At 72.0% G+C, this 19,215-nt stretch carries 18 protein-coding genes; 6 read left to right on the forward strand and 12 right to left on the reverse strand.

From position 1 onward, the window contains the following. Positions 1-344 precede the first annotated feature (344 nt). The 3 genes from E2C06_RS38505 to E2C06_RS18485 all read right to left on the reverse strand — a co-directional run bounded on the left by E2C06_RS38505 (position 345) and on the right by E2C06_RS18485 (position 2,623). Positions 345-548, reverse strand: a complete 204-nt coding sequence (locus tag E2C06_RS38505; RefSeq protein ID WP_193560475.1) for a hypothetical protein — start codon at positions 546-548, stop codon at positions 345-347. 215 nt (positions 549-763) lie between these two features. Beyond that, a complete protein-coding gene (locus E2C06_RS18480) occupies positions 764-955 on the reverse strand; it encodes a transposase (RefSeq protein ID WP_133290092.1) in 192 nt (63 codons plus the stop codon). A 699-nt stretch (positions 956-1,654) separates the two neighbouring features. Next, positions 1,655-2,623 (reverse strand): FG-GAP repeat domain-containing protein, encoded by a 969-nt coding sequence (locus tag E2C06_RS18485; protein ID WP_133290093.1) that lies wholly within the window; start codon positions 2,621-2,623, stop codon positions 1,655-1,657. Positions 2,624-4,253: 1,630 nt separating this feature from the next. Here E2C06_RS18485 and E2C06_RS18490 point away from each other — a divergent pair. After that, complete coding sequence (locus tag E2C06_RS18490) at positions 4,254-4,478, forward strand: hypothetical protein (RefSeq protein ID WP_133290094.1); 225 nt, start codon at positions 4,254-4,256, stop codon at positions 4,476-4,478. A 21-nt stretch (positions 4,479-4,499) separates the two neighbouring features. On the opposite strand, the gene E2C06_RS18495 is transcribed toward E2C06_RS18490, so the two are convergent. From E2C06_RS18495 to E2C06_RS18515, 5 genes are all read right to left on the reverse strand, one after another. Continuing rightward, positions 4,500-5,600 (reverse strand): alpha/beta fold hydrolase, encoded by a 1,101-nt coding sequence (locus E2C06_RS18495; protein WP_133290095.1) that lies wholly within the window; start codon positions 5,598-5,600, stop codon positions 4,500-4,502. 177 nt (positions 5,601-5,777) lie between these two features. After that, entirely contained in the window at positions 5,778-6,800 is a 1,023-nt protein-coding gene (gene pdxA / locus E2C06_RS18500; RefSeq protein ID WP_133290096.1) for a 4-hydroxythreonine-4-phosphate dehydrogenase PdxA, read from the reverse strand. Then, complete coding sequence (locus E2C06_RS18505) at positions 6,797-7,912, reverse strand: four-carbon acid sugar kinase family protein (RefSeq protein WP_133290097.1); 1,116 nt, start codon at positions 7,910-7,912, stop codon at positions 6,797-6,799. The genes pdxA and E2C06_RS18505 overlap by 4 nt, the downstream gene beginning before the upstream one ends. 65 nt (positions 7,913-7,977) lie before the next feature. Further along, positions 7,978-8,475 (reverse strand): YdcF family protein, encoded by a 498-nt coding sequence (locus E2C06_RS18510; protein WP_133290098.1) that lies wholly within the window; start codon positions 8,473-8,475, stop codon positions 7,978-7,980. Between the two features lie 157 nt (positions 8,476-8,632). Beyond that, on the reverse strand, positions 8,633-9,877 hold the full coding sequence (locus tag E2C06_RS18515) for a class I SAM-dependent methyltransferase (protein ID WP_133290099.1): 1,245 nt from the start codon (positions 9,875-9,877) through the stop codon (positions 8,633-8,635). Between the two features lie 84 nt (positions 9,878-9,961). Here E2C06_RS18515 and E2C06_RS18520 point away from each other — a divergent pair, with 84 nt between their 5' ends. Further along, entirely contained in the window at positions 9,962-10,462 is a 501-nt protein-coding gene (locus E2C06_RS18520; protein WP_241671353.1) for an invasion associated locus B family protein, read from the forward strand. After that, positions 10,459-11,643 carry a 23S rRNA (adenine(2503)-C(2))-methyltransferase RlmN gene (gene rlmN, locus E2C06_RS18525; protein ID WP_241671354.1) on the forward strand — a complete coding sequence of 395 codons (1,185 nt, stop codon included), beginning with the start codon at positions 10,459-10,461 and terminating at the stop codon, positions 11,641-11,643. Before E2C06_RS18520 ends, rlmN begins: the two co-directional genes overlap by 4 nt. A gap of 22 nt (positions 11,644-11,665) precedes the next feature. On the opposite strand, the gene E2C06_RS18530 is transcribed toward rlmN, so the two are convergent. The 3 genes from E2C06_RS18530 to E2C06_RS18540 all read right to left on the reverse strand — a co-directional run bounded on the left by E2C06_RS18530 (position 11,666) and on the right by E2C06_RS18540 (position 14,779). After that, on the reverse strand, positions 11,666-13,246 hold the full coding sequence (locus tag E2C06_RS18530) for a calcium-binding protein (RefSeq protein WP_133290102.1): 1,581 nt from the start codon (positions 13,244-13,246) through the stop codon (positions 11,666-11,668). 118 nt (positions 13,247-13,364) lie between these two features. Further along, positions 13,365-14,321 (reverse strand): Bug family tripartite tricarboxylate transporter substrate binding protein, encoded by a 957-nt coding sequence (locus E2C06_RS18535; RefSeq protein ID WP_133290103.1) that lies wholly within the window; start codon positions 14,319-14,321, stop codon positions 13,365-13,367. Next, complete coding sequence (locus E2C06_RS18540) at positions 14,321-14,779, reverse strand: MaoC family dehydratase (protein WP_133290104.1); 459 nt, start codon at positions 14,777-14,779, stop codon at positions 14,321-14,323. Before E2C06_RS18540 ends, E2C06_RS18535 begins: the two co-directional genes overlap by 1 nt. Positions 14,780-14,877: 98 nt before the next feature. Between E2C06_RS18540 and E2C06_RS18545 the strand changes: the two genes are divergently transcribed. The 3 genes from E2C06_RS18545 (at position 14,878) to E2C06_RS18555 (ending at position 18,419) form a co-directional block, all read left to right on the forward strand. Continuing rightward, positions 14,878-16,389, forward strand: coding sequence for an MFS transporter (locus E2C06_RS18545; protein WP_133290105.1), 1,512 nt, complete (start codon positions 14,878-14,880; stop codon positions 16,387-16,389). A gap of 26 nt (positions 16,390-16,415) precedes the next feature. Next, positions 16,416-16,865 carry a MaoC family dehydratase gene (locus E2C06_RS18550; RefSeq protein ID WP_133290106.1) on the forward strand — a complete coding sequence of 150 codons (450 nt, stop codon included), beginning with the start codon at positions 16,416-16,418 and terminating at the stop codon, positions 16,863-16,865. A gap of 63 nt (positions 16,866-16,928) precedes the next feature. Next, the gene (locus E2C06_RS18555; protein WP_133290107.1) at positions 16,929-18,419 is read left to right on the forward strand and encodes a hypothetical protein; all 1,491 of its coding nucleotides are present in this window, start codon (positions 16,929-16,931) and stop codon (positions 18,417-18,419) included. A gap of 201 nt (positions 18,420-18,620) precedes the next feature. On the opposite strand, the gene E2C06_RS18560 is transcribed toward E2C06_RS18555, so the two are convergent. Continuing rightward, positions 18,621-19,214 (reverse strand): TlpA family protein disulfide reductase, encoded by a 594-nt coding sequence (locus tag E2C06_RS18560; protein ID WP_241671355.1) that lies wholly within the window; start codon positions 19,212-19,214, stop codon positions 18,621-18,623. Position 19,215 lies beyond the last annotated feature (1 nt).

The raw sequence follows: 19,215 nt of genomic DNA on the forward strand, positions 1-19,215 counted from the left end.
CTTGCCGCAATTACCGCACCGCGCCAGGATCCCGGCGTGATTGCAGGGCAGGGGCATGACCGAGGATGCGGAGGGCGCGGTCCTGGCCGCGCCCTGCCGATAGCCGGCCTTGGCCGCGGCAAGCGGCGAGAGACCTACCCGGTGCACGAGTATGCATCCGGGATCCTGCGACTTTTCGGCAGAGCCTTTGCGTCATCAGGCGAACCGACGCACAGCGCAGGAATGCCAGTCCGGCGCGGTTCAAGCAATGCCGGCCAGATCCCGGCGAGGCTGGTCAGGCCGTGAGATATCCGGTCACCCCGGACGGCCGCTATTTCGCCGTCCGCGGACGCCTTTGGCGCTGCTCAAACCCACACCTGAGCGATGAACGACGCGCCGAGCTGGTGAAAGCGCTCATGGCTGCGCGACGCGCAAAACAGCAGGCCATGCGCGTCGGTGACGATGCCGCTCGTGAGGTCGCTCGTCTGCAAGTGGATGCCGCGAAGACCGCCCTGGGTGAGCGCGGGCCGGTTTGGTGGGATGATGGCGCTCCCGATTTCAACAGGCATCTTGCGCGAACGACACCTTATGCCCAGTGGTTTGCCGATCTCGCAAATGGTACGCGAACCGCGCGTCCCGCGCGTTAGGAGAGGGCTGCCACAATCGCGGGCGACCGCAGGTTTGCGGCGCGCCAGCGCTGAGACCGCAGCGCGCGGGCCTTGTCACAGCGCCGGACGTCGTCGTTCGCCGTGCTCCGCGGCGGCGGGTCTGCCGGCAGCGCCGCTCACCGGCAGCCGGCGCTCAGGATGTGCATCACCCCATTCAGCACCGCGTGCATGTCAATCCTCCGCTTGTCGTCGCCGTCCTTCGCGTCTGGGATCAACGGGCCGATGATCAACCTTTCCTCGTCGGTCAGAGCACCCGGATAGCGCAGCTTGCCGCGGCCGTATCTCGGCTGGTTCCCGGGCGTCCACATGCACGCTCTTCGTCCGGCAGCCGCCGCCTCGAGCCGATCACGACCGGTTCGAATGAACCGCTATGTTCCCGGGCGGTCCTTTGAGCCGGACGGAGCCACTGCCGAGCCGCACACGCATGTATCCGAAGATCGTCGCGTACAATCCGAATGCAATCGCGGCGGCGCGGCCCAGGCCGCCCGCATCACGCCCTAGCGCGGCATCGCGCAGGCCCAGCAGGAACCCGCTCGACAGGGTCCTGAGCACATGATCGCGCCCGGTCCGCAATGCGCTCGGCAAACGTGTGAGCTCGCCGAGGTACGCTCTCGAGCGGCCCTCGGCAACGCAGCGCCGCCAGAAGTAGCCCCATGCAGGCATGACGGCGGCACCTTGTGCCGGACGCACGCCTCCGGGAAGAAGAGGAAGCGCCCCGTCGGGAATCCCTCCTCGACGCGGAGGCAGGGCCCGGTTTCGTCGCAGCCGACGAATGTGCCGGTGGCATTGCGCCCGAGCAGGCCAGCGAAGCCTCCCGCGCCGTCCAGCACGCTCCGCTTGATCAGCATCGCCGCGCCGATCGCGTCGCGCACCGCAAGGCGCAGCTCACACGCGCCGGTGTCGGGCACATGCGCAAACCATCCAAGCTGCCCGACCGCGTCCGCAGCTTCTTCGGACACACGACCTTCCGCCGCGCTGCATGGCTCAGGAATACCCAGGCCGGATCACTAAATCGCGCCGATCTGCCAGAAGTCGGTGTTGCTGGCGAAGGTGGCGCCAACGCCGAGCCACTTTGCCCCGTCCATGAACCACTCGGCATACCAGCCAGACATGTGTTTCCACATCAGGTCGGCTCGGCCGTCGTTGTTGTAGTCGTCAGTCCCGACCAACGACCAGTCGGCCCCGGGATCGGGCAATTCGCCGCCTTGGGCGCCCCAGATCGTGCGCGTGTCGACCTGGCCGGTGGCGTTTGTGTGCTGCCAGAGGATGTCGGTCCGCCCGTCACCATCGAAGTCGGCCAAGCCGAGTACCGCCCAGCTTGGTCCGGGGTCGGCGAAGGTCACCGTCTGGGTCGGCGCCTCCGGACCGCCCGGGGTCACGGCGCGGGGCTCCTCGATGCGGAAGACCCCGACCGTCGCATTGCCGGTACCCCGAAACAGGATGTCGTCGCGGCCATCCCCGTCGAAGTCGCCGACACCGACCAGCTGGAAGTCGATCGAGAATGGCGCCAGCTGGCCGAGGCCGAGAGGTGGGATCTTGCGCGGCTCGGCCGAGGCCGTTGACCAACTGCCGTCCGGGCTGCTGGCGCTCGGCGGGTTGAACCACAGCAGGTCGCTATGGCCGTCACCGCTGAAGTCGCCCGTCATACGGATCTGCCGGGTTGTGCCGAAGCCGCCGAGCGGCGTGACCGTGCCGACCTGATTGTCCTGAATGGCCCAGGTCTCGATCTGTCCGGCCGCATCCTGCCAAATGAGGTCGGTCGTTCCGTTGCCTTGGATGTCGCCGATGCCGCGGAGTTCGAGGCCGGCGGGCGCCGCGATGTAGAGGCCCGGCGTGCCGGAGAGCCCGTCCGGGCGCATGTTCCAGACGGCCAGCGACCCATCGGCGCCGCGCCAGATCAGGTCTGTGAAGCCGTCGCCGTTGAAGTCCGGCTTGGCCGCGTGGTTCGGAAGAATGCTGCGGACCGTGAATGCCATTGCCCTGGATGCCTCGTGCTCTGTACGCGGCAACATCTGCCGTTTTGCGCGGGACGCCACAGTGTGCGGCGCACGACAAGGAGAGGAATGTCAGCCCGCAACAGGCCGGTGACAGCCGCGCCCGATGCCTGACATGGCTCGCTTCTCCAGGCCTGGCGAAACCTGCAACGCCGCAATGCCGGCACCGGGGTCGGTTTGTGGCCACACTGCCCGCCGCTGCCGGCCCGTTGCTCGCCAGCCTCCAACCTCGTGCACCGATCCTGAGTACCCGGACCCTCGGCACCCCTTCGCGCCGTGCAACTGATGGCTGAGCCATCGGTGCTCCTCGCAGACGTCAATCTTCTATGGAAACACTTCCGTATGGATCGACCTTCGCCCTGACTGTTCTGCCCCTTCGAGATGCGTAGCCGGTCCACGACCCATCTGCCTTCGGCGTCGGGGGGTGGATGTTCGTGAAGCCTTCCGCAGCGAGGAGGTTCATCGCCTGCGATTGCGTAATGCCGCCGGGCTGTAGCCCGGATTGCGGCGCCGGAGACGCAGCCCACGGGGCGGGGGGCGGCCGTTGATATACCATGCCGTTCGGCACGGACCACCCGGGCAGGGTCCCCTGACCGCTGATGTCCGGCGACAGCACCTGCCCCCGCGCAGGAATGGAGGCGACCATCGTAGCCACCCCAAAGGCAAAAAGTGTGGAGCCGCGTGACATGCTGTGACCCTCACTGTGGCCCCCTGGGCCGCACCCAAGACAAGCGCAAAAGACCTCTGGATGCGTGTCAATCCTTAGCGAAGCTAATGGTGCGCCACCCGCGCCCGCCGCGTGCCGACACGGCACCCTCGCTCTCAGGATCGCCACCAGAACCGCCTGAAGGCTGGCTTCCCCTCGCATTGATCACCCAACGCCGCGCGCCATCGGGTGATCCCGATATTTCGGGGCGATGTCCCACAGCCTCTGTTCCTGCGCCATTCGGTGGCGGGTGGGCCAGCCGCCACCCGGGGCCACCATTCGTGCATCCGCCGATCCGCCTGGCGGGTGGCGTGCTCACGCTGCGGCTGGGCCGCATCGAGGGGATGGGCCAACGCGGCGAGCTGCATGGGCTGGACGGCGGGGGGGGATCAGCGGAGCCGCCTCCGCGCCCTCGGGCCCGGAGACCGTCACCGGCCCGGCAATCGCCGCCAGCGACCCTCGGCCGCGCTCTGTGCAAGGCGCCCGCTCGGCAATCACGGCTCGGCCGACACGTCATCGCGCCGGACAGGGTGCCCCCCTCTTCATCCACCTGAAGTACCCGATCCGCCGGCCTTCGCCGCGTTCCGATCAGGTGGATCGGCCGGTCAGCACCCGGCGGCGCCGGATCGGCTCACCGTCCCATGGCGTGTCGAGCAGGGCGGCCGTCCGCATCCGGTCTTCGTCGTTGAAGGCAGCGCCGCTAGGACAGCTTGAAGTGGGAGTACCGGGAATGTCGGGTCCGCCATCCCTCCCCGGACAACCCGCCGCCGCCGTCGTGCCGCCCGGACCATGCGCCTGCGCGCACAAAAAACAGCCGCGTGATGCCGGCCCACCACACGATTTCTTTGCCGGCGGAACGTTGCCGCATGTGGTTCAGATGAGGCGTCGCAACATGGGTGGACGGTGATGTCCAAGCACCTCCTGGTCGCAGTGAACATACAGCCCACGCAGCCGCGCTACTTCGTCGGCTACAAGGACGACGGCGCGTTGTGTGAGACGATCTGGACCAACGACTGCTGGAAGGCCCGGTGGTTCGATGCCGAGGATGCGGAGATCGAGGCCCTGCTGCTCTCGACCTGCTGCCCGAGCTACCGGGTCGAGAAACGCCAGGTGAGCGGCGCCGGGGTCTAGCGGCGCCGCGCCTTCCGGCCGCTACCGCCCGGCCGCATCGCCGAGAAACCGGGCGATCTCGCGGTTGAGGAATTCCACGTCCGCAGGGAAGACCCCGCCCGCCGCGGCATGGCCGGTCACGGTGCCGGGGCTGATGGTCGCCAGCCGCGCGCCGGCGATGTGCTTCGCCGCCTCGGCCGGTTCGTATTCCGGGTTCAGCAGGTCCTTGGTGCCGGTCAGGATCAGCGTCCGCGCCCGGATCGTCCCGAGCGCCTTCGCCACGTCGCCGCCCATGCCCGGCGTCGCGCCAAGATCGTGCGTCTCGTAGGCCCAGGTCTGGTAGAGCCAGTCATTGGCATCGAAGATCGTCAGCTGCGCGTCCTCCTGCGCCTTCAGCCAGGGCAGCACCGCCATCGGGTCGGCGGCGAATTGGGCGCCGTACATGTCGGGCGTCCGCGCCGCGAGGAAGGACAGGATGTCGCGCCACAGCCGGATGCCGGCCAGCGGCGGCGCGGTGTAGTTGCCGCCCTGCCAGGCGGGGTCGAGCATGATCGCCTTGCGGCTCGCCTCCAGCACCGCCACGGTCCAGGCCGGCGTGCGCGCCAGCGGCACCATGGCGACCAGGCTGTCCATGAAGCCGGGCTGGCTGACGCCCCATTGCAGCACCTGCATCCCGCCCATCGAGGGCCCGACCACCGCGACGACATGGTTGATGCCGAGCCGGTCGACCAGCAGGCGGCGCTGCGATTCCACCATGTCGCGGATGGCATAGCGCGGGAACTGCATGCGCGGCTGGGCCGTGCTGTTGGACGGCGAGGTCGTGAGCCCGTTGCCGATCGCATCGGTCGCCACGATGAAGTAGCGGTCGGTGTCGAGCGCCTTGCCCGGGCCGATCAGGAAGTCGATACGGTGGTGGTTGCCGCCCACCGCGGTGACCATGAGGATGGCGTTCGACTTCGCCGCGTTCAGCGTGCCGTGGGTGACGTAGGAGATGCCGAAGTCGCGAATGGTCTCGCCGCTTTCCAGCCTGAAGTCGCCCATCCTGTACATCTGGTGCGGCGGCTGGCTCGGCGCGTGCGCCGCGGCCGGGCGCAGCAGCAGCGCCAGGCCGAGCGCGGCCAGCGCGAGTGTCCTGCGGATCATCGGCGTTTCCTCACTGGTTACGCCGCAGGCTAGAGCCGGAAGGCAAGGTCAGGGAGGGGAAAGCGTTCCCTCCCCGAACCCCTCCCTTCCTTTTTGTGGGTCTGGCACCCGCGGCGCGTCGGCTGCCAGACCCACAAGAACGGAGGAGGGTCCAGGGAGGATACCTCCTCCCCGGCCTCAGCCGCGATGCGCCGCCAGCTGCTCCGCATACTCGATCGCCTCCACCAGGCTCCGCTCGCTGGCGATGCCGCGTCCCGCGATGTCGAAGGCGGTGCCGTGGTCGACCGAGGTGCGGATCACCGGCAGGCCGAGCGTGATGTTCACTCCGGAGAGCGCATCCCACTTCCCCGTCGCCGGGTCGACATGGAAGCCCAGCAGCTTCACCGGGATATGTCCCTGGTCGTGGTACATCGCGACCACCGCGTCGAACTGCCCGGCGCGCAGCTTGACGAAAACGGTGTCGCCCGGCACCGGGCCGGTGACGCGCATCCCGTCCGCATTGGCCGCGGCGATGGCCGGCGCCACCACCTCGATGTCCTGCCGGCCGAACAACCCGCCCTCGCCGGCATGCGGGTTCAGCGCGGCGACGGCGATGTGCGGCGCGGCGATGCCGAGGTCGCGCAGCGCCCGGTGCGTCAGGTCGAGCACCAGGCGGATCCGCGCCGGGGTGACGCGCTTCGGCACGTCCTCGAGCGCGCAATGCGTGGTGACGTGGCTGACCCGCATGTTGCCGTGGGCCAGCAGCATCACGCTGCCCTTCACCCCGGTCAGGTCGGCCAGCATCTCGGTGTGGCCGGCATAGTGGTGGCCGGCCTTGTTCAGCGCCTCCTTGTTCAGCGGCGCCGTCACCAGCCCGCCGACCCGCCCGGCCTGGGCCAGGCGGACGCCATGCTCGACGCCCAGGAAGGCGAAGCGCCCGGCCTCCGGGGACAGCACGCCGGGCTCGATCGGGGACGTCTCCGCGCCGGCCTGCAGGAAGGCGAGGGCTGGCCATTCGGCGTCCACGGCGACGGCGGGGATGGACAGCTCCGGCGCGAAGGCGGCGCGGGCGCGCTCAAGCGCGCTGCCATGGCCGATCACCAGCAGCCGCAGCGAGCGGTCGGCAAGGCGCGGCGCCAGGGCCCGGCAGGCCTTGACGATGATCTCGGGGCCGATCCCGGCCGGGTCGCCCATGGTGATGGCCAGATGCCGCGGCGTCATGCGTCGATGCTCCCGAAGAAATGGCCGTTGCCGGCGAGAAGGTCGCGCCAGAGCGCGTCCGGCCCGAAGCCGCCGGACTTGGAGACGACGGGAAGGCCGTCCCAGGCGCCGCCCCGCAGCCGCGACCGCGGCACGCCGGGCGTCACCAGCCCCGCCGCCAGCAGGCCATGCGCGCCGAGCCCGTCGCAGAGCGCGCGGAGCGTCTCCCCGCCGGCGACGATCAGCGTGCCGGGGCGGGGCAGGGCGCGGGCGAGAACAGCGAAGCCCGCGGCGATGCGCCGCGCCGCCGCGCCGCGGTCAAGGCCGCGCGGCAGGTCGAGGCTGACCAGCGCCAGTCCCGTCGCATCCAGCCGCCGCGCGACCGGCGCCGCGCCGGCACCGTCCGGCAGGCGCAGCCAGGCCGTGCCGCAGGCGGCGAGCTGCCGCGCCGTCACGGCGTGGTCCGAGCCGAAGAGGCCGAGCACCGGCGGGTCGAGCCGCGTCTCCGGTGCCAGCACCGCGTCGCCGGCCAGGGCGCGCGCCAGCCCGCCGCTGCCGCACCACAGCACCGGCCCCGGCGCGGCGCGGCCGAGGGCGACGATGCGGGCGAGATCCTCCTCGGTTTCCGCGTCGAACAGGCTGATCCCCGGCGGCAGCGGCGCCTCCGGCCGGCCGGGCCGCACCGCGAGGCCTTCCGCCGCCAGCGCGGCGGCGGGGTCGACCGGCGCCGTTTCCCAGCCGCCATCCGGCCGGCCGAACAGCACCCGGCCACCCCTGGTGATGCGGCGCTGCGCCGGGAAGGCCGGGGCCAGCACGCAATGCGCCCAGGCGCCGGTCGAGAGGCAGGCGGCGAGCTCCGCCGCGGGCTGGCCGCGCCAAAGGCTGTCGAGCTTCTTGCAGGCGATGTCGCCGCCGGCCAGCGCCGGGGCCAGCGCGCGCACCCGGGCGAAGGCGGCGTCCCGCCCGGCTTCCCGCGTCCCGCTGTCGAGCGCCAGGCTGCCCTCGGCTGCCTCCTGCCAGGCGACCGGCACCGGGCCGCAGAGCCCGGCCAGCTCGGCGGCGCTGTCGAGCGCGCCGGTCAGGTCGTCGGCCAGCAGGCGGAGGCGTGGGGGGCCGAAGCCGTGCGGCTGCATCCGGGTCCTCGGGGCGTTGCCCGGCCGATGCCGCCGCCCGCCGGGAGTGTCAAGCCGCGGCCGGGTCAGCGCCCCCTTGCGCGCTCCCACAGCACCAGCGCCGCATCGTAGGGAATCGCCGGCATCTCGCGCAGCCGCCAGTACCAGCGCTGGGCGAGGCCGACATTGCCCGAGGCGCCGATCGGCACCCGCCGCGCCGCCACCCCGGCCAGGCGCAGCAGCAGCAGGCAGCGCGGCAGGTGGTAGCGGCTGGTCGCGGCGAAGACCGGCCCGGCATGGCCCATCCCCCGCAGCAGCGCCCGGCAGGCGAGGACGGAGGAGAAGGTGTCGGTTCCCGTCGGCTCCTCGAGGATCGCCGAGGCCGGCACGCCGGCCGCCCGCAGCTGCGCCGCCATCACCGCGCACTCGGCCTCGCCGAAGCGGCCCTTGGCACCGGTCGGGAGATAGAGCGCGTCCCGGCGGCCGGTGCCGAAGCGCAGCGCGGCCTCGACCCGCCGGCGCAGCGCCGGGCTCGGGCTGCCGTCGGGCCGGACGGCGGCGCCGAAGATGATGATGGGGGTCATGCGGCGCGGACAGGAAGGCCGGGGAGGAAAAGGCATTTCCTCCCCAGGCTCCACCTTTGCTTTTTGTGAGTCGGCTGCCGTCGCGCGGAGGGTGCCAGACCCACAGAAATAGATGAGGGGTCCGGGGAGAATACTTTCTCCCCGGCCTTTCGGCGGCTCATGCCGGCGCCGCGATCAGCAGCCGGTTCATCGCCTCCATCGACCGGCGCAGCGCCGGCAGCTCGCGCCAGAAATGCTCGTGCGACACGCCGTTGGCGGCCAGCTCGTCGGCGATGGCGCCGAAGCTGCGCCGGCCGTCCACCCGCTGCAGGATGGCATTGGCCAGGCGCGGCAGCGGCAGGCTCACCCGGAGGCCGTCGAAGCTGCAGGGCAGGGTGCCGTCCTTCGGCAGGCCGCGGGCGAGGGTCGGCCCGTCCATCTCGCGCAGCACCGGCACCGCCTCGGGGTCCTCCCAGGGCGGCTCCGGCACGGCGTGCCCGGCGCGGACGCAGTAGACGATGTGGATGCCCATGTTGCCGGTGATCGCCTCGGCCAGCGCCGCGCGCTGCACCGGGTCCAGCCCGGCGGTGCGGGCCCGCAGCTTCGGGTCGGGCAGGTACACGTCCGGGTCGTAGCGCACCGGCTCCACCCAGCAGGCAATGCGCAGCCCCGCGGCCCGCACCAGCGCATCCAGCGCCGGGACGGTGAAGGCGGCGTCGCGCGGGTTCAGCAGCAGGTCGTAGAGCCCGGCGTCGCCGCCGGAGATGTGGTCGGTCAGCCAGGGGTTGCGCTTCAGCCAGGCGGTCTCCGGCACCTGCCGCCACAGCCGGCGCGCGGCATCGACGCGCGCGGCCGGAGGCTCCTCGGCCGGGGCCAGCAGCCGCAGCGCGTCCTGCAGCATGTAGACCCCGGTGCGGCCATGCGGCGCATAGACCATCAGCCCCATCCCGCCGCCCGGCGCCAGCACGGATGCGAGCGACTTCAGCCCCGCCAGCGGGTCCGGCAGGTGGTGCAGCACGCCGCAGCAATCGATGTAGTCGAAGGGGCCGAGGCCGGAGCCTTCCAGCTCGAGCAGCGAGCCAGCCTCGAAGCGGATGTTGTCGAGCCGGCGCGCCGCCGCTCGCGCCTCGGCGACCTGGCGCGCCGCGCCGCTGCGGTCGAGCCAGGTGACGCTGCCCGGCCGCCCGGCCCAGGCCATCTGCTGCGCCAGCATGATGGTGCCGTCCCCGGTGCCGCCGCCGGCGACCAGCGCCCGCAGCGGCGTCGAGGCCGGGCGGCGGCCGCCGAAGATCCAGTGGTCGATCTCGCGCAGGTGGCTCGGGCTGCCGACGATCAGGCGCTTTGCCTCTTCCCGCGGGTCGCGCTGGGGATAGGGGAAGGCCTCGTACTGGGCGGCGAGCTGGCGGTCGGCGGCATCGGTCATGGCTGGGGTGCATAAAGCGGGGCAGGCCCGGGGGCCAGACCGGTTGCTGGCGGCCCCCCGGCCCCGTATCTAGCGGGCATGCGCATGCCAAGCCGCCTTGCCCTGCTCGCCGCCCTTCTGCTTGCCCCGGTCGTTGCGGAGGCGCAGCCGCGCCCGCAGAAGCTCGGCGAGTTCCAGTCCTGGACCGCCGCCAGCTTCGCCGAGGGCGGGCAGAAGATTTGCTATGCCTTTGCCCGGCCGAGCAAGTCGGAGCCCGCCCGGCAGGGCGTGCTGCTGACCGTCACCCACCGGCACAATGCGCGGGACACCGTGACCATTTCGGCCGGCTATGCCTTCCCGCGCAATGCCGAGGCGACGGTGAGCGTGGGCGGCACCGACCTCGCCTTCTACACCGCCGGCTCCACCGCCGCGGCGCGCGACGGGGCGGCGGCGGTGCGCGCCTTCCGCAACGGCCGCGACGCCGTGATGAAGGCGCCCGTCGCCAACGGCAAGGGCACGGTGAGCGACAGCTTCCCGCTGGCCGGCTTCAGCGCCGCCTATGACGCGATCTCGAAGGAATGCCCGGCGGCGGGGGCGAAGCGATGAATGCCGTCACCCCCGCCACGCCCGAGCTGACGGCGGCCGAGCGCGACCGGATCCTGGCCAAGACCGCGCTCTTCAACCCGCCGCCGATCACCACGGCGGATGGCCGGCGCGAGCTGGTCGGCCTGTCGCGCGAGGAGCTGGCCGCCGAGATGGTGGCGATGGGCGAGAAGCCCTTCCGCGCCAAGCAGCTCTGGCACTGGATCTACCACCAGGGCGTCACCGACTTCGCGGCCATGTCCTCGATCGCCGGGCCGATGCGGGCGGCGCTGGCGGAGCGCTTCGTCGTCGGCCGGCCGCAGGCGACCGAGGTGCAGACCAGCAGCGACGAGACCCGCAAGTGGCTGTTCCGCTGGCGCGACGGGCAGGAGGTGGAGACGGTCTACATCCCCGACCGCCACGCCGACCGCGGCGCCGTCTGCATCTCGACCCAGGTCGGCTGCACCCTGTCCTGCCGCTTCTGCCACACGGGCACGCAGAAGCTGGTGCGCAACCTCGGCGCCGCCGAGATCGTCGGCCAGTTCATGGCGGCGCGCGACAGCTACGCCGAATGGCCGAGCCCGAAGGACGATCAGCCGCGGCTGCTGTCCACCATCGTCGTGATGGGCATGGGCGAGCCGCTGTACAATTACGAGAACACGGCGAAGGCGCTGCGCATCATCATGGACGGGGAGGGCATCGGCCTTTCGCGCCGGCGCATCACGCTTTCGACCTCCGGCGTCGTGCCGATGATGGACCGCTGCGGCGAGGAGCTCGGGGTGAACCTCGCGGTCTCCCTGCACGCGGTGACCGACGAGCTGCGCAACGAGATCGTGCCGCTGAACCGCAAGTACCCGATCCGCGAGTTGCTCGACGCCTGCCGCCGCTATCCCGGCGCCAGCAACGCCAGGCGGATCACCTTCGAATACGTCATGCTGCGCGGGGTGAACGACTCGGAGGCCGAGGCGCGCGAGCTGGTGCGGCTGCTGGCCGGGCTGCCGGCGAAGATCAACCTGATCCCCTTCAACCCCTGGCCGGGCTCGCCCTACCAGACCAGCACGCACGAGCAGACCGCGCGCTTCGCCGCCATCCTCAACGATGCCGGCTATTCCAGCCCGATCCGCCGGCCGCGCGGGCGGGACATCCTGGCGGCCTGCGGGCAGCTGAAGACGGAGAGCGAGCGCGAGCGGAAGGCCGCGGGCTGAGCGCCGCCCGCGGCCGGCGGCCTCACAGCAGGAAGGCGCTGCCGGTCAGCGCCGCGGCGACGCCGGAAAGCAGCAGCTCCATCTCCGGCGTCGCGTCGGCATCCGTGTTGAGCTGCACCAGCAGCCCGGAGGCGGTGACCGTCATGCGCAGCTGCCCGGGCGCGGTGAAGGTGCCCGTCATCACCACGAAGGCGTCGTCCTCCGGCGTCGCGGCGGCGGCGTCGATCAGCCGGAGGTCGATCAGGTCGCCGGTCGCGAAGTCGGTGATCCGGTCGCGGCTCGCGCCGACGGCGCTCTCGGTGGCGGCGGCGAATTCGAAGCGGTCGTTGCCGGCGCCGCCGGTCAGCACGTCGAGCCCTTCGCCGCCGATCAGCCGGTCGTTGCCGTCGCCGCCGAGCAGGGTGTCCGACCCTGCCTTGCCGTAGAGCTGGTCGTTGCCCGCGAGGCCGGTCAGCAGGTTGCCCAGACCATTGCCGATGAGCGTATTGGCCAGCGCATTGCCGGTGCCGTTCGCGGCGGCGCCGGTCAGCACCAGGCGCTCGACATGGCCGAAGGTGGCATCGGCCGACAGCGTGTAGCTGACGCTCGCGCGCACCTCGTCCGTGCCGCCGAAGGCGCCGGGCAGTTCCCGCACCAGGTCGGCGACATTGTCGACGAGGTAGATGTCGTTGTCCTGCCCGCCCTCGAGCGTGTCGGCGCCGAGGCCGCCGTCGAGCGTGTCCCGGCCGTCGCGGCCGACCAGGAACTCGGCCGCGGCGCCGCCCTTCAGCAGGTCGTTGTGGCGGCTGCCGAGGACGCCCTCGAAATTCGCGATGATGTCGCCACCGTCGAAGCCGCCGACATACTGCAGGGTCGTGCGGGCGAGGTTGACCGAGACGGCGGTGTCGGACTCGCGGAAATCCAGGTAGTCGAAGCCGGCGCCGCCATCCAGGCTGTCGCTGCCCTGGCTGCCGCGGACGGTGTCGGCGCCGTCGCCGCCGAGCACGGTGTCGTTGCCGTCGCCCGGGCGGATCAGGCTGTGCAGGGTGCCGGCATCGACCGTGACGAGGTCGTCGCCGGCGCCGGCGACGACCATGTCCCACAGGCCGCCATTGGTGTGGACGTCGTCGTCCCCCGCGGTGCCCAGGATGACCTCGGGGTTGTCGCCCTGGTTGCTGCCGGTCACGCCCCCGGCGATGGTGAAGGTGACGATGGCGGCGTCGATGCCGTAGGTGGCCAGGTTGAAGGCGGTGTCCACCTGCACCTTGGTCAGGGGCGAGCCGGCGAAGTGGTTCAGCACCCGCACGCTGTTGAGCGGGTCCAGCAGGTAGCCGCCGTTGTCGCTGAAGTGGATGACCAGGTCCTGGCCGTCGCGGGTGATCCAGTCGAGGTCGTAGATCGGGCCGCCCTGCACGACGAGCAGGTCGCCGGCACCGGCATCGGCGATGGCGTCCATGCCCTCGCCGGGGCGGAAGACGAAGATGTCGGCGCCCGCGCCGCCGATCAGGATGTCGTTGCCGAGGCCGCCATCCAGGCGGTCGTCGCCGTCGAGGCCGATCAGCACGTCGTTGCCGGTGGTGCCTAGGAGGATGTCCCGGTTGATGGTCCCGAGCCTATAGGCCATGGAATGCCGCTCCGCCTTCCGCAATCGCAAAGGCGGACAGTATCCGGGGGCGAGTCAAAACGTTCCGTTAAGCGACGCGCCCGGCCGGCCGGGCGAGGGGGGGGGGCACCTGGCCGCGCTACTCCGCGGTCGCGCCGCTTTCCTGCACCACCCGCGCCCAGAGCGCGATCTCGGCCTCGAGGAACCTCGCATAGTCCTCGGCCGTGCCGCCGGTGGCCCAGGCGCCCATCCCGGCCAGCCGCGCCGTCACCTCCTCGTCCCGCAGCGCCGCGTTCACCGCGGCATTCAGCCGGGCGATCGCGGCCGGCGGGGTCTTCGCCGGCGCCAGGATGCCCTGCCAGATCCCGGTGTCGCTGCCCGGCGGCATCAGCCCGCCCTCGGCCATGGTCGGCACCTCCGGCAGTTGCGCCGCGCGCTTCAGCGTGGAGACGGCGATCGGCCGCACCAGCCCGTCGCGGGCCAGCGGCAGGGCGGTGTTGAAGGCGTCCGACATGAACTGCACGTTGCCCGAGGCGGTGTCGGTCAGCGCCGCGGCGGTGCCGCGATAGGGCACGTGCACCGCCTCCGCCCCGATATGCCGCATCACCATGAAGGCCTGCAGGTGGGAGACGTTGCCGACCCCGCCGGAGCCGTAGCTGATCCTGCCCGAATTCGCCCGCGCCCAGGCGATGAACTCGGCCGGGGTCCGCACCGGCAGGCCCGGGTTCACCACAAGCAGGGACGGCGCGGAGGCGGTGAGCGCCACCGGCGCCAGGTCGCGCCGCACGTCGTAGCCGAGCTTGCGGTAGAGCGCCCGGCTGATGGCGATGGAGGAGGTGTTGTAGAGCAGCACGCTGCCATCGGCGTCGGACTTCGCCACCGCGTCGGCGGCGATGTTGCCGTTGGCGCCGCCGCGGTTCTCGATCACCACGACCTGGCCGAGGGCGCGGCCCATCTTCTCCCCCACCAGGCGGCCGATGACGTCGGTCGGCCCGCCGGCGGGGAAGGCGATGACCAGGCGGATCGGCCGGGCGTCCTGGGCGCGCGCCAGGCCGGGGACGGCGAGCGCCGCGCCGAGCAGCATCCGGCGGCGCATCAGGGCCGGCCCGCCAGCAGGCGCTTCACCGTGTAGTCCATCACCGTTTCTCCCCTTTGATTGGTCACCGTGATCTCGCTGGTCACCACGGCGCGGTTGCCGGCCGAGGTCGGGCGGATGCCGGTCACCGCCAGCTCGGCGCCGATCGTGTCGCCGACCCGGACCGGGGCGCGGGCGCGGATGTGCGTTTCCAGCAGGGCGAGGCCGGTGCCATGCGCCATGCCGGCCAGGACGATGCCCTCGATCAGCGCATGGGTCAGCGCCGCCGGCACCGGCCGCGGCCCCAGCGCGCCATCCAGCGTCGCATCGACGAAGAGCGGCTCCTGCATGCCGGTGACGGCGACGAAGCCGACCAGGTCGGCCTCCGCCACGGTGCGGCGGAAGGTCCGGAAGCGCTGGCCTTCCGCCAGGTCCTGCCAGTGGAAGCCCTGGCCGAGCAGGGGCGGCGTCGCGTTCATGCCGGCAGGCTCCCCGGCCGGCGTTGCGCTGTCAATGCGATCCGGTACCGGCTGCCCGCGCCGGGCTCGACGGCCGGCGCCGCCACACGGCGACGCCGATGCCCGATGCCGCCATCCTCGCGGGCGGGCTTGCCGCGCCATGCTCGACCGCCAGCGTCGTGCCGCAGGCCCGGACGGTGATCCGCAGGGGCGACACCGCATCCATCTCCCGCCGGGCGGATGTCATGGCGGTGACCGGGTTCCCGCTCCGGCTGGCCCGTGGGCTGCTGCTCCGGCATTGGCCGCCGATGATCACCAACGGCGCTTGCCTGCTGCTCCCGGCCTCCATCCTGCTGAGGAAGGTGCTGCCGCGGCGCCAGAAGGAACAGGGGGCGGAGGCGCCGGACCCGGCGGCGGGCCGACCCCGGCGGCTTGACGCGGTGCCGCTGGCGCCGCCCTATCGGCCGCGCATGCCCCGCGCCATCCCCATCGCCCTCTTTGCCCTGGCCGGCTTCACCACCGGCGCCGGGATGCGGATGCTCGATCCGCTGCTGCCGCTGATCGCCGCCGATCTCGGCGTGCGGGTGGCGCAGGCGACCATGCTCGTCGCCGCCTTCGTGCTGCCCTATGGGCTGGTGCAGCTGGTCGCCGGGCCGCTCGGCGACCGGCTGGGCAAGGTGCGGATCGCGGTCTTCGCGGTGCTGCTCTTCGGGCTCGGGCTGGTCGCCAGCTACTTCACCGCGCGCTTCGGCGCGCTGGTCGGGCTGCGCGCCTGGTGCGGGGTCTTCGCCGGCGCGGTCATCCCGCTGCTGATGGCGCACGTCGCCGACAGCGTCCCCTATGCCGAGCGCCAGGTGACGATCAGCCGCTTCCTGACCGGCATGGTCATGGCGCAGCTGCTGGCCGGGCCGGTCTCCGGCGTGCTGGCGGAGTTCGCGGGGTGGCGGGTGCCCTTCCTGGTGCTCGGCCTGCTGGCGCTCGGCGTCGGCGGGCTGCTCGGCCGGCGGCTCGGCGCGGCGCTGTGGCGGGGCGACGCGGGCGCGGCGGGCGGGCGCGGGATGGCGGCCTATCTCGACCTGCTGCGCAAGCCCTCGGGCCGTTGGCTGATGGCGGTCGCCTTCCTCGACGGCTTCCTGCTCTTCGGCGGCGCCTTCCCCTTCACCGGGTCCTTCCTGATCGAGGTCTTCGGCCGCAACGCCGCCGAGGCCGGGCTGATCGTCGCCGGCTTCGGGATCGGCGCCTTCGCCTATACCCGCGGCGCCCGGCCGCTGTTGAAGCGGTTCGGCGAGGCGGGGCTGCTGACGGTCGGCGGCATCGGCCTGGCGCTGCTGCTGGCGGGGCTGGCGCTGGCGCCGTCCTGGCCGGTGGTCGCGCTGGTGCAGGTGGCGCTCGGCCTTGCCTTCTACATGTTCCACGGCGTGCTGCAGACCATGTCGACCGAGGCCCTGCCGGAAGCGCGCGGCACCGCGGTGGGGGCCTTCGCGCTGGCCCTGTTCCTCGGCCAGAGCGGCGGGTCGCTCGCCTTCGGGCTCGGGCTCACCGTTATCGGCTATCGCGGCGCCTTCCTGGCGGCGGCGGCCGGGGTGCTGGCCCTGGCGCTTTGGACGCGGCGCGGGGCGAGGGTAGGCTGACCGCCCAAGCCTGGGAGGCCCTGTCCATGGATGCCATGTATCTTGAGGATTTCGCCGCGGGGCAGGTCTTCGGCTCCCCCACCTATGCGGTGACCGAGGCCGAGATCCTGGCCTATGCCCGGCAGTACGACCCGCAGCCCTTCCACCTCGATGCCGAGGCGGCCAAGGCGACGCTGTTCGGCGGCCTGGCGGCCAGCGGCTGGCACACCGCGGCGATGACCATGCGGCTGATCGTCGACAGCGACTTCCGCCCGGCCTGGGGGGTGATCGGCGGGCGGATGGAAAGCGTCGAGTGGCCGCGCCCGGTGCGGCCGGGCGACGTGCTGCGGGTGGAGAGCGAGGTTCTGGAGGTGAAGCCGAGCCGCAGCAAGCCGGAACAGGGGATGCTGCGGGTCCGCTGCACGACACTGAACCAACAGGGCCAGCCGGTGCAGGTGATCGTGCCCAACATCATCGTGCCGCGCCGGGCGGGGTAGCGTTCTCACCGGTCGGCATGCGCGGGCCGGGCCCCGCGCGGACCGGAGGCCAGGAGTGCAAGCATGCGGCTTCCTCGCGTTTCCACGGCCGCAGGCCGGCGGCTTGCAGGCCTTGCCGCGCGTGACCGCGACATCCTGCTTTCGGGACTCTGCCTGGCGGCCTGGGCCGCGCTTGCCGGCCACATGCTGGCGAAGCTGCCGGTCTCGGCGGTCATGACCGATACCGACATCGATACCTACGCCTACATCGCCCTCGCCGCCTACCGGCCGCCGCTCTATGGCTGGGTCGTCAACGCATACCGCGAGGTCACCGGCAGCTTCGATTTCCTGCCCACCGTGCAATACCTGATCTTCGCCGGCGGCCTGCTGGTCTTTGCGCTCGAGCTCGGGCGGCTGCTGGACAGCATCCTGGCTGCCGTGATCGTCCTGCCGCTCGCGCATCTGCATCCTGGAATCCACGACGCACCGGGTTGGATGATGACCGAGAGCGTCTACCTGGGATTTCTGCTCCTCGGGCTTGGCCTGCAATTCCGCCATGCCCGGTCCGGCGACAGGGCCAGCCTGCTGGTCGCCGCGGCCTGCTTCGCCCTGATGACGATCACCCGGAGCACCGGCGCGGCCTTCCTGGCCTTGCCCCTCCTGACCGCGCTGCTCGACCCGCGATGCCGCCTGGCCGCCGCCGCCGGGCAGGCCGGGCGGGCGATGCTGGTGATCGCGCTCGTGCTCGGCCTGGCCATGGCCTGGAACCTGACGCGGCATGGCCGCTTCGAGATCGGGTCCCTGGCCGGCGTCTCCCTGCTCTCGAAGGCGCTGCTCCTGCTGGAGCCGGCGGACGCCGCGGACATGCCGCCGCCCGTCGCGGCCACCATTCCGGCTGCCGTGGAGGCCCGGCAGCTCATCGGCGCGCAACCCGATCTCGCCGCGCGCATCCGGGCCCAGTTCCAGGCCGGATCCGCGGATCTGCGTTGGGCGACCTTCGTCCCGGCAGCGGAGGCCGGCTGGCCGGCATGGGCCGCTGCCGACTGGCGGGAGCGCGATCAGCTCGTGCGCCCGCTCGCTTTCGCCCTGATCCTCCGGCACCCGTCGGGCTTCTTGCGGCTATGGGCGAATGACTGGCTGGGCCTGGTCCTGCAGCCGGCCTACTGGCCTGCCTGGGCTACCGGGGAAGCCGCCGACAAGCGCGCATTCCGGGCTTGCCTGCTGCAGGCCAATTGCTGGGGCCTGGATCGCTACGACCTTCCGGTGCATGGGCTCGTGGCGATGCTGTTGGCATCGATCCTCGGGACCCTGGCGGCGCTGCTCGTCCTGCTGGGCGCCGCGTGGCGCGTGCTGCGGCGCCGCGCGGCCGCCGATACCGTGGTCTTCTGGGCGGTCGCCCTGGTGCTGCATGCCAGCCTCCTGGTGACCGCGTTCTTCGAGGCGGGCCATGTCCGCTTCACGGTGGCGTTCCACATCCTCGACCTCGCGCTGCTGTCCTGGCTGGCCACGGGGTTCGCGCGGAGGCTTGCTCCCCGTCCGGTCACCGACGGCAAGCGGCCATGGGCCCGGTCCTGACCGGGCACGGCTCGCCGGGGAAGGCCCCTGCCGGGATGCGGCGCCCTGCGGAGGCGGCCGGATCACGGGGCGTCCCGGGCTGCGGCCGCGTGCCTCGAGGCATGGCGAGGCCGCCCGGCCCCGCCCGCGGCCCCAGGGCGGCGGGCAGCCCGGTCGCGGCCGCAGGCCGGGCGATGCCGAGGGGCCTGGCCGCAGCCGGCCTCAGGTCCTTGACAGGTCCTCCGCCGGCTTCCGCGCCGGCGGCCCGACCAGCCGCCGCACCGCCGCCAGCATCTGCGGCGTGTCCCAGGCCGCCGCGCCTTCCAGCCGCGCCATCTCCCGCCCCTGCCGGTCCACCACCACCGTGGTCGGCAGGCCGCGCACCCCCATGGCCCGCCCGGCCGCGCCGCGCGGGTCGAGCCAGAGGCCGAGCCGGGTGATCTTCTTGTCCTTCAGGAAAAGCTCCACCACCGCGCGGCCACCGCGGTCCGAGGACAAGGCCAGCACCTGGATCCCGTCCCCCAGCAGCGCCGCCTGGGCGCGGTCCAGCGCCGGCATCTCCTCGACGCAGGGGCCGCACCAGGTGGCCCAGAGATTGATCAGCAGCCCGGTCCCGGCGAAGTCGGCAACGCGGCGCTCCTGCTCCTCGGCATCGGTGAAGCTGAACTCGGGCAGCGGCCTCGGCCCGTCCTCCCGCAACTGGCCGAAGGGGCCCGCGGCCCGGGCTTTGCGCCGGGGTAGGGCGGCGGCTAGGGTTCCGGCCGCCGCCAGCAGCAGCCCCCGCCGGGGCATCGAAAGACCGGAAAGTACCGCCATC

The sequence above is a fragment of the Dankookia rubra genome (assembly GCF_004355005.1).
Taxonomy (GTDB): domain Bacteria; phylum Pseudomonadota; class Alphaproteobacteria; order Acetobacterales; family Acetobacteraceae; genus Paracraurococcus; species Paracraurococcus ruber_A.

Bases quoted from the DNA above. Each gene is read 5' to 3' on its own strand.
- E2C06_RS38505 (WP_193560475.1), bottom strand. From the start codon at position 548: ATGCCTGTTGAAATCGGGAGCGCCATCATCCCACCAAACCGGCCCGCG.
- E2C06_RS18480 (WP_133290092.1), bottom strand. From the start codon at position 955: ATGTGGACGCCCGGGAACCAGCCGAGATACGGCCGCGGCAAGCTGCGC.
- E2C06_RS18485 (WP_133290093.1), bottom strand. From the start codon at position 2,623: ATGGCATTCACGGTCCGCAGCATTCTTCCGAACCACGCGGCCAAGCCG.
- E2C06_RS18490 (WP_133290094.1), top strand. From the start codon at position 4,254: ATGTCCAAGCACCTCCTGGTCGCAGTGAACATACAGCCCACGCAGCCG.
- E2C06_RS18495 (WP_133290095.1), bottom strand. From the start codon at position 5,600: ATGATCCGCAGGACACTCGCGCTGGCCGCGCTCGGCCTGGCGCTGCTG.
- pdxA (WP_133290096.1), bottom strand. From the start codon at position 6,800: ATGACGCCGCGGCATCTGGCCATCACCATGGGCGACCCGGCCGGGATC.
- E2C06_RS18505 (WP_133290097.1), bottom strand. From the start codon at position 7,912: ATGCAGCCGCACGGCTTCGGCCCCCCACGCCTCCGCCTGCTGGCCGAC.
- E2C06_RS18510 (WP_133290098.1), bottom strand. From the start codon at position 8,475: ATGACCCCCATCATCATCTTCGGCGCCGCCGTCCGGCCCGACGGCAGC.
- E2C06_RS18515 (WP_133290099.1), bottom strand. From the start codon at position 9,877: ATGACCGATGCCGCCGACCGCCAGCTCGCCGCCCAGTACGAGGCCTTC.
- E2C06_RS18520 (WP_241671353.1), top strand. From the start codon at position 9,962: ATGCCAAGCCGCCTTGCCCTGCTCGCCGCCCTTCTGCTTGCCCCGGTC.
- rlmN (WP_241671354.1), top strand. From the start codon at position 10,459: ATGAATGCCGTCACCCCCGCCACGCCCGAGCTGACGGCGGCCGAGCGC.
- E2C06_RS18530 (WP_133290102.1), bottom strand. From the start codon at position 13,246: ATGGCCTATAGGCTCGGGACCATCAACCGGGACATCCTCCTAGGCACC.
- E2C06_RS18535 (WP_133290103.1), bottom strand. From the start codon at position 14,321: ATGCGCCGCCGGATGCTGCTCGGCGCGGCGCTCGCCGTCCCCGGCCTG.
- E2C06_RS18540 (WP_133290104.1), bottom strand. From the start codon at position 14,779: ATGAACGCGACGCCGCCCCTGCTCGGCCAGGGCTTCCACTGGCAGGAC.
- E2C06_RS18545 (WP_133290105.1), top strand. From the start codon at position 14,878: ATGCCCGATGCCGCCATCCTCGCGGGCGGGCTTGCCGCGCCATGCTCG.
- E2C06_RS18550 (WP_133290106.1), top strand. From the start codon at position 16,416: ATGGATGCCATGTATCTTGAGGATTTCGCCGCGGGGCAGGTCTTCGGC.
- E2C06_RS18555 (WP_133290107.1), top strand. From the start codon at position 16,929: ATGCGGCTTCCTCGCGTTTCCACGGCCGCAGGCCGGCGGCTTGCAGGC.
- E2C06_RS18560 (WP_241671355.1), bottom strand. From the start codon at position 19,214: ATGGCGGTACTTTCCGGTCTTTCGATGCCCCGGCGGGGGCTGCTGCTG.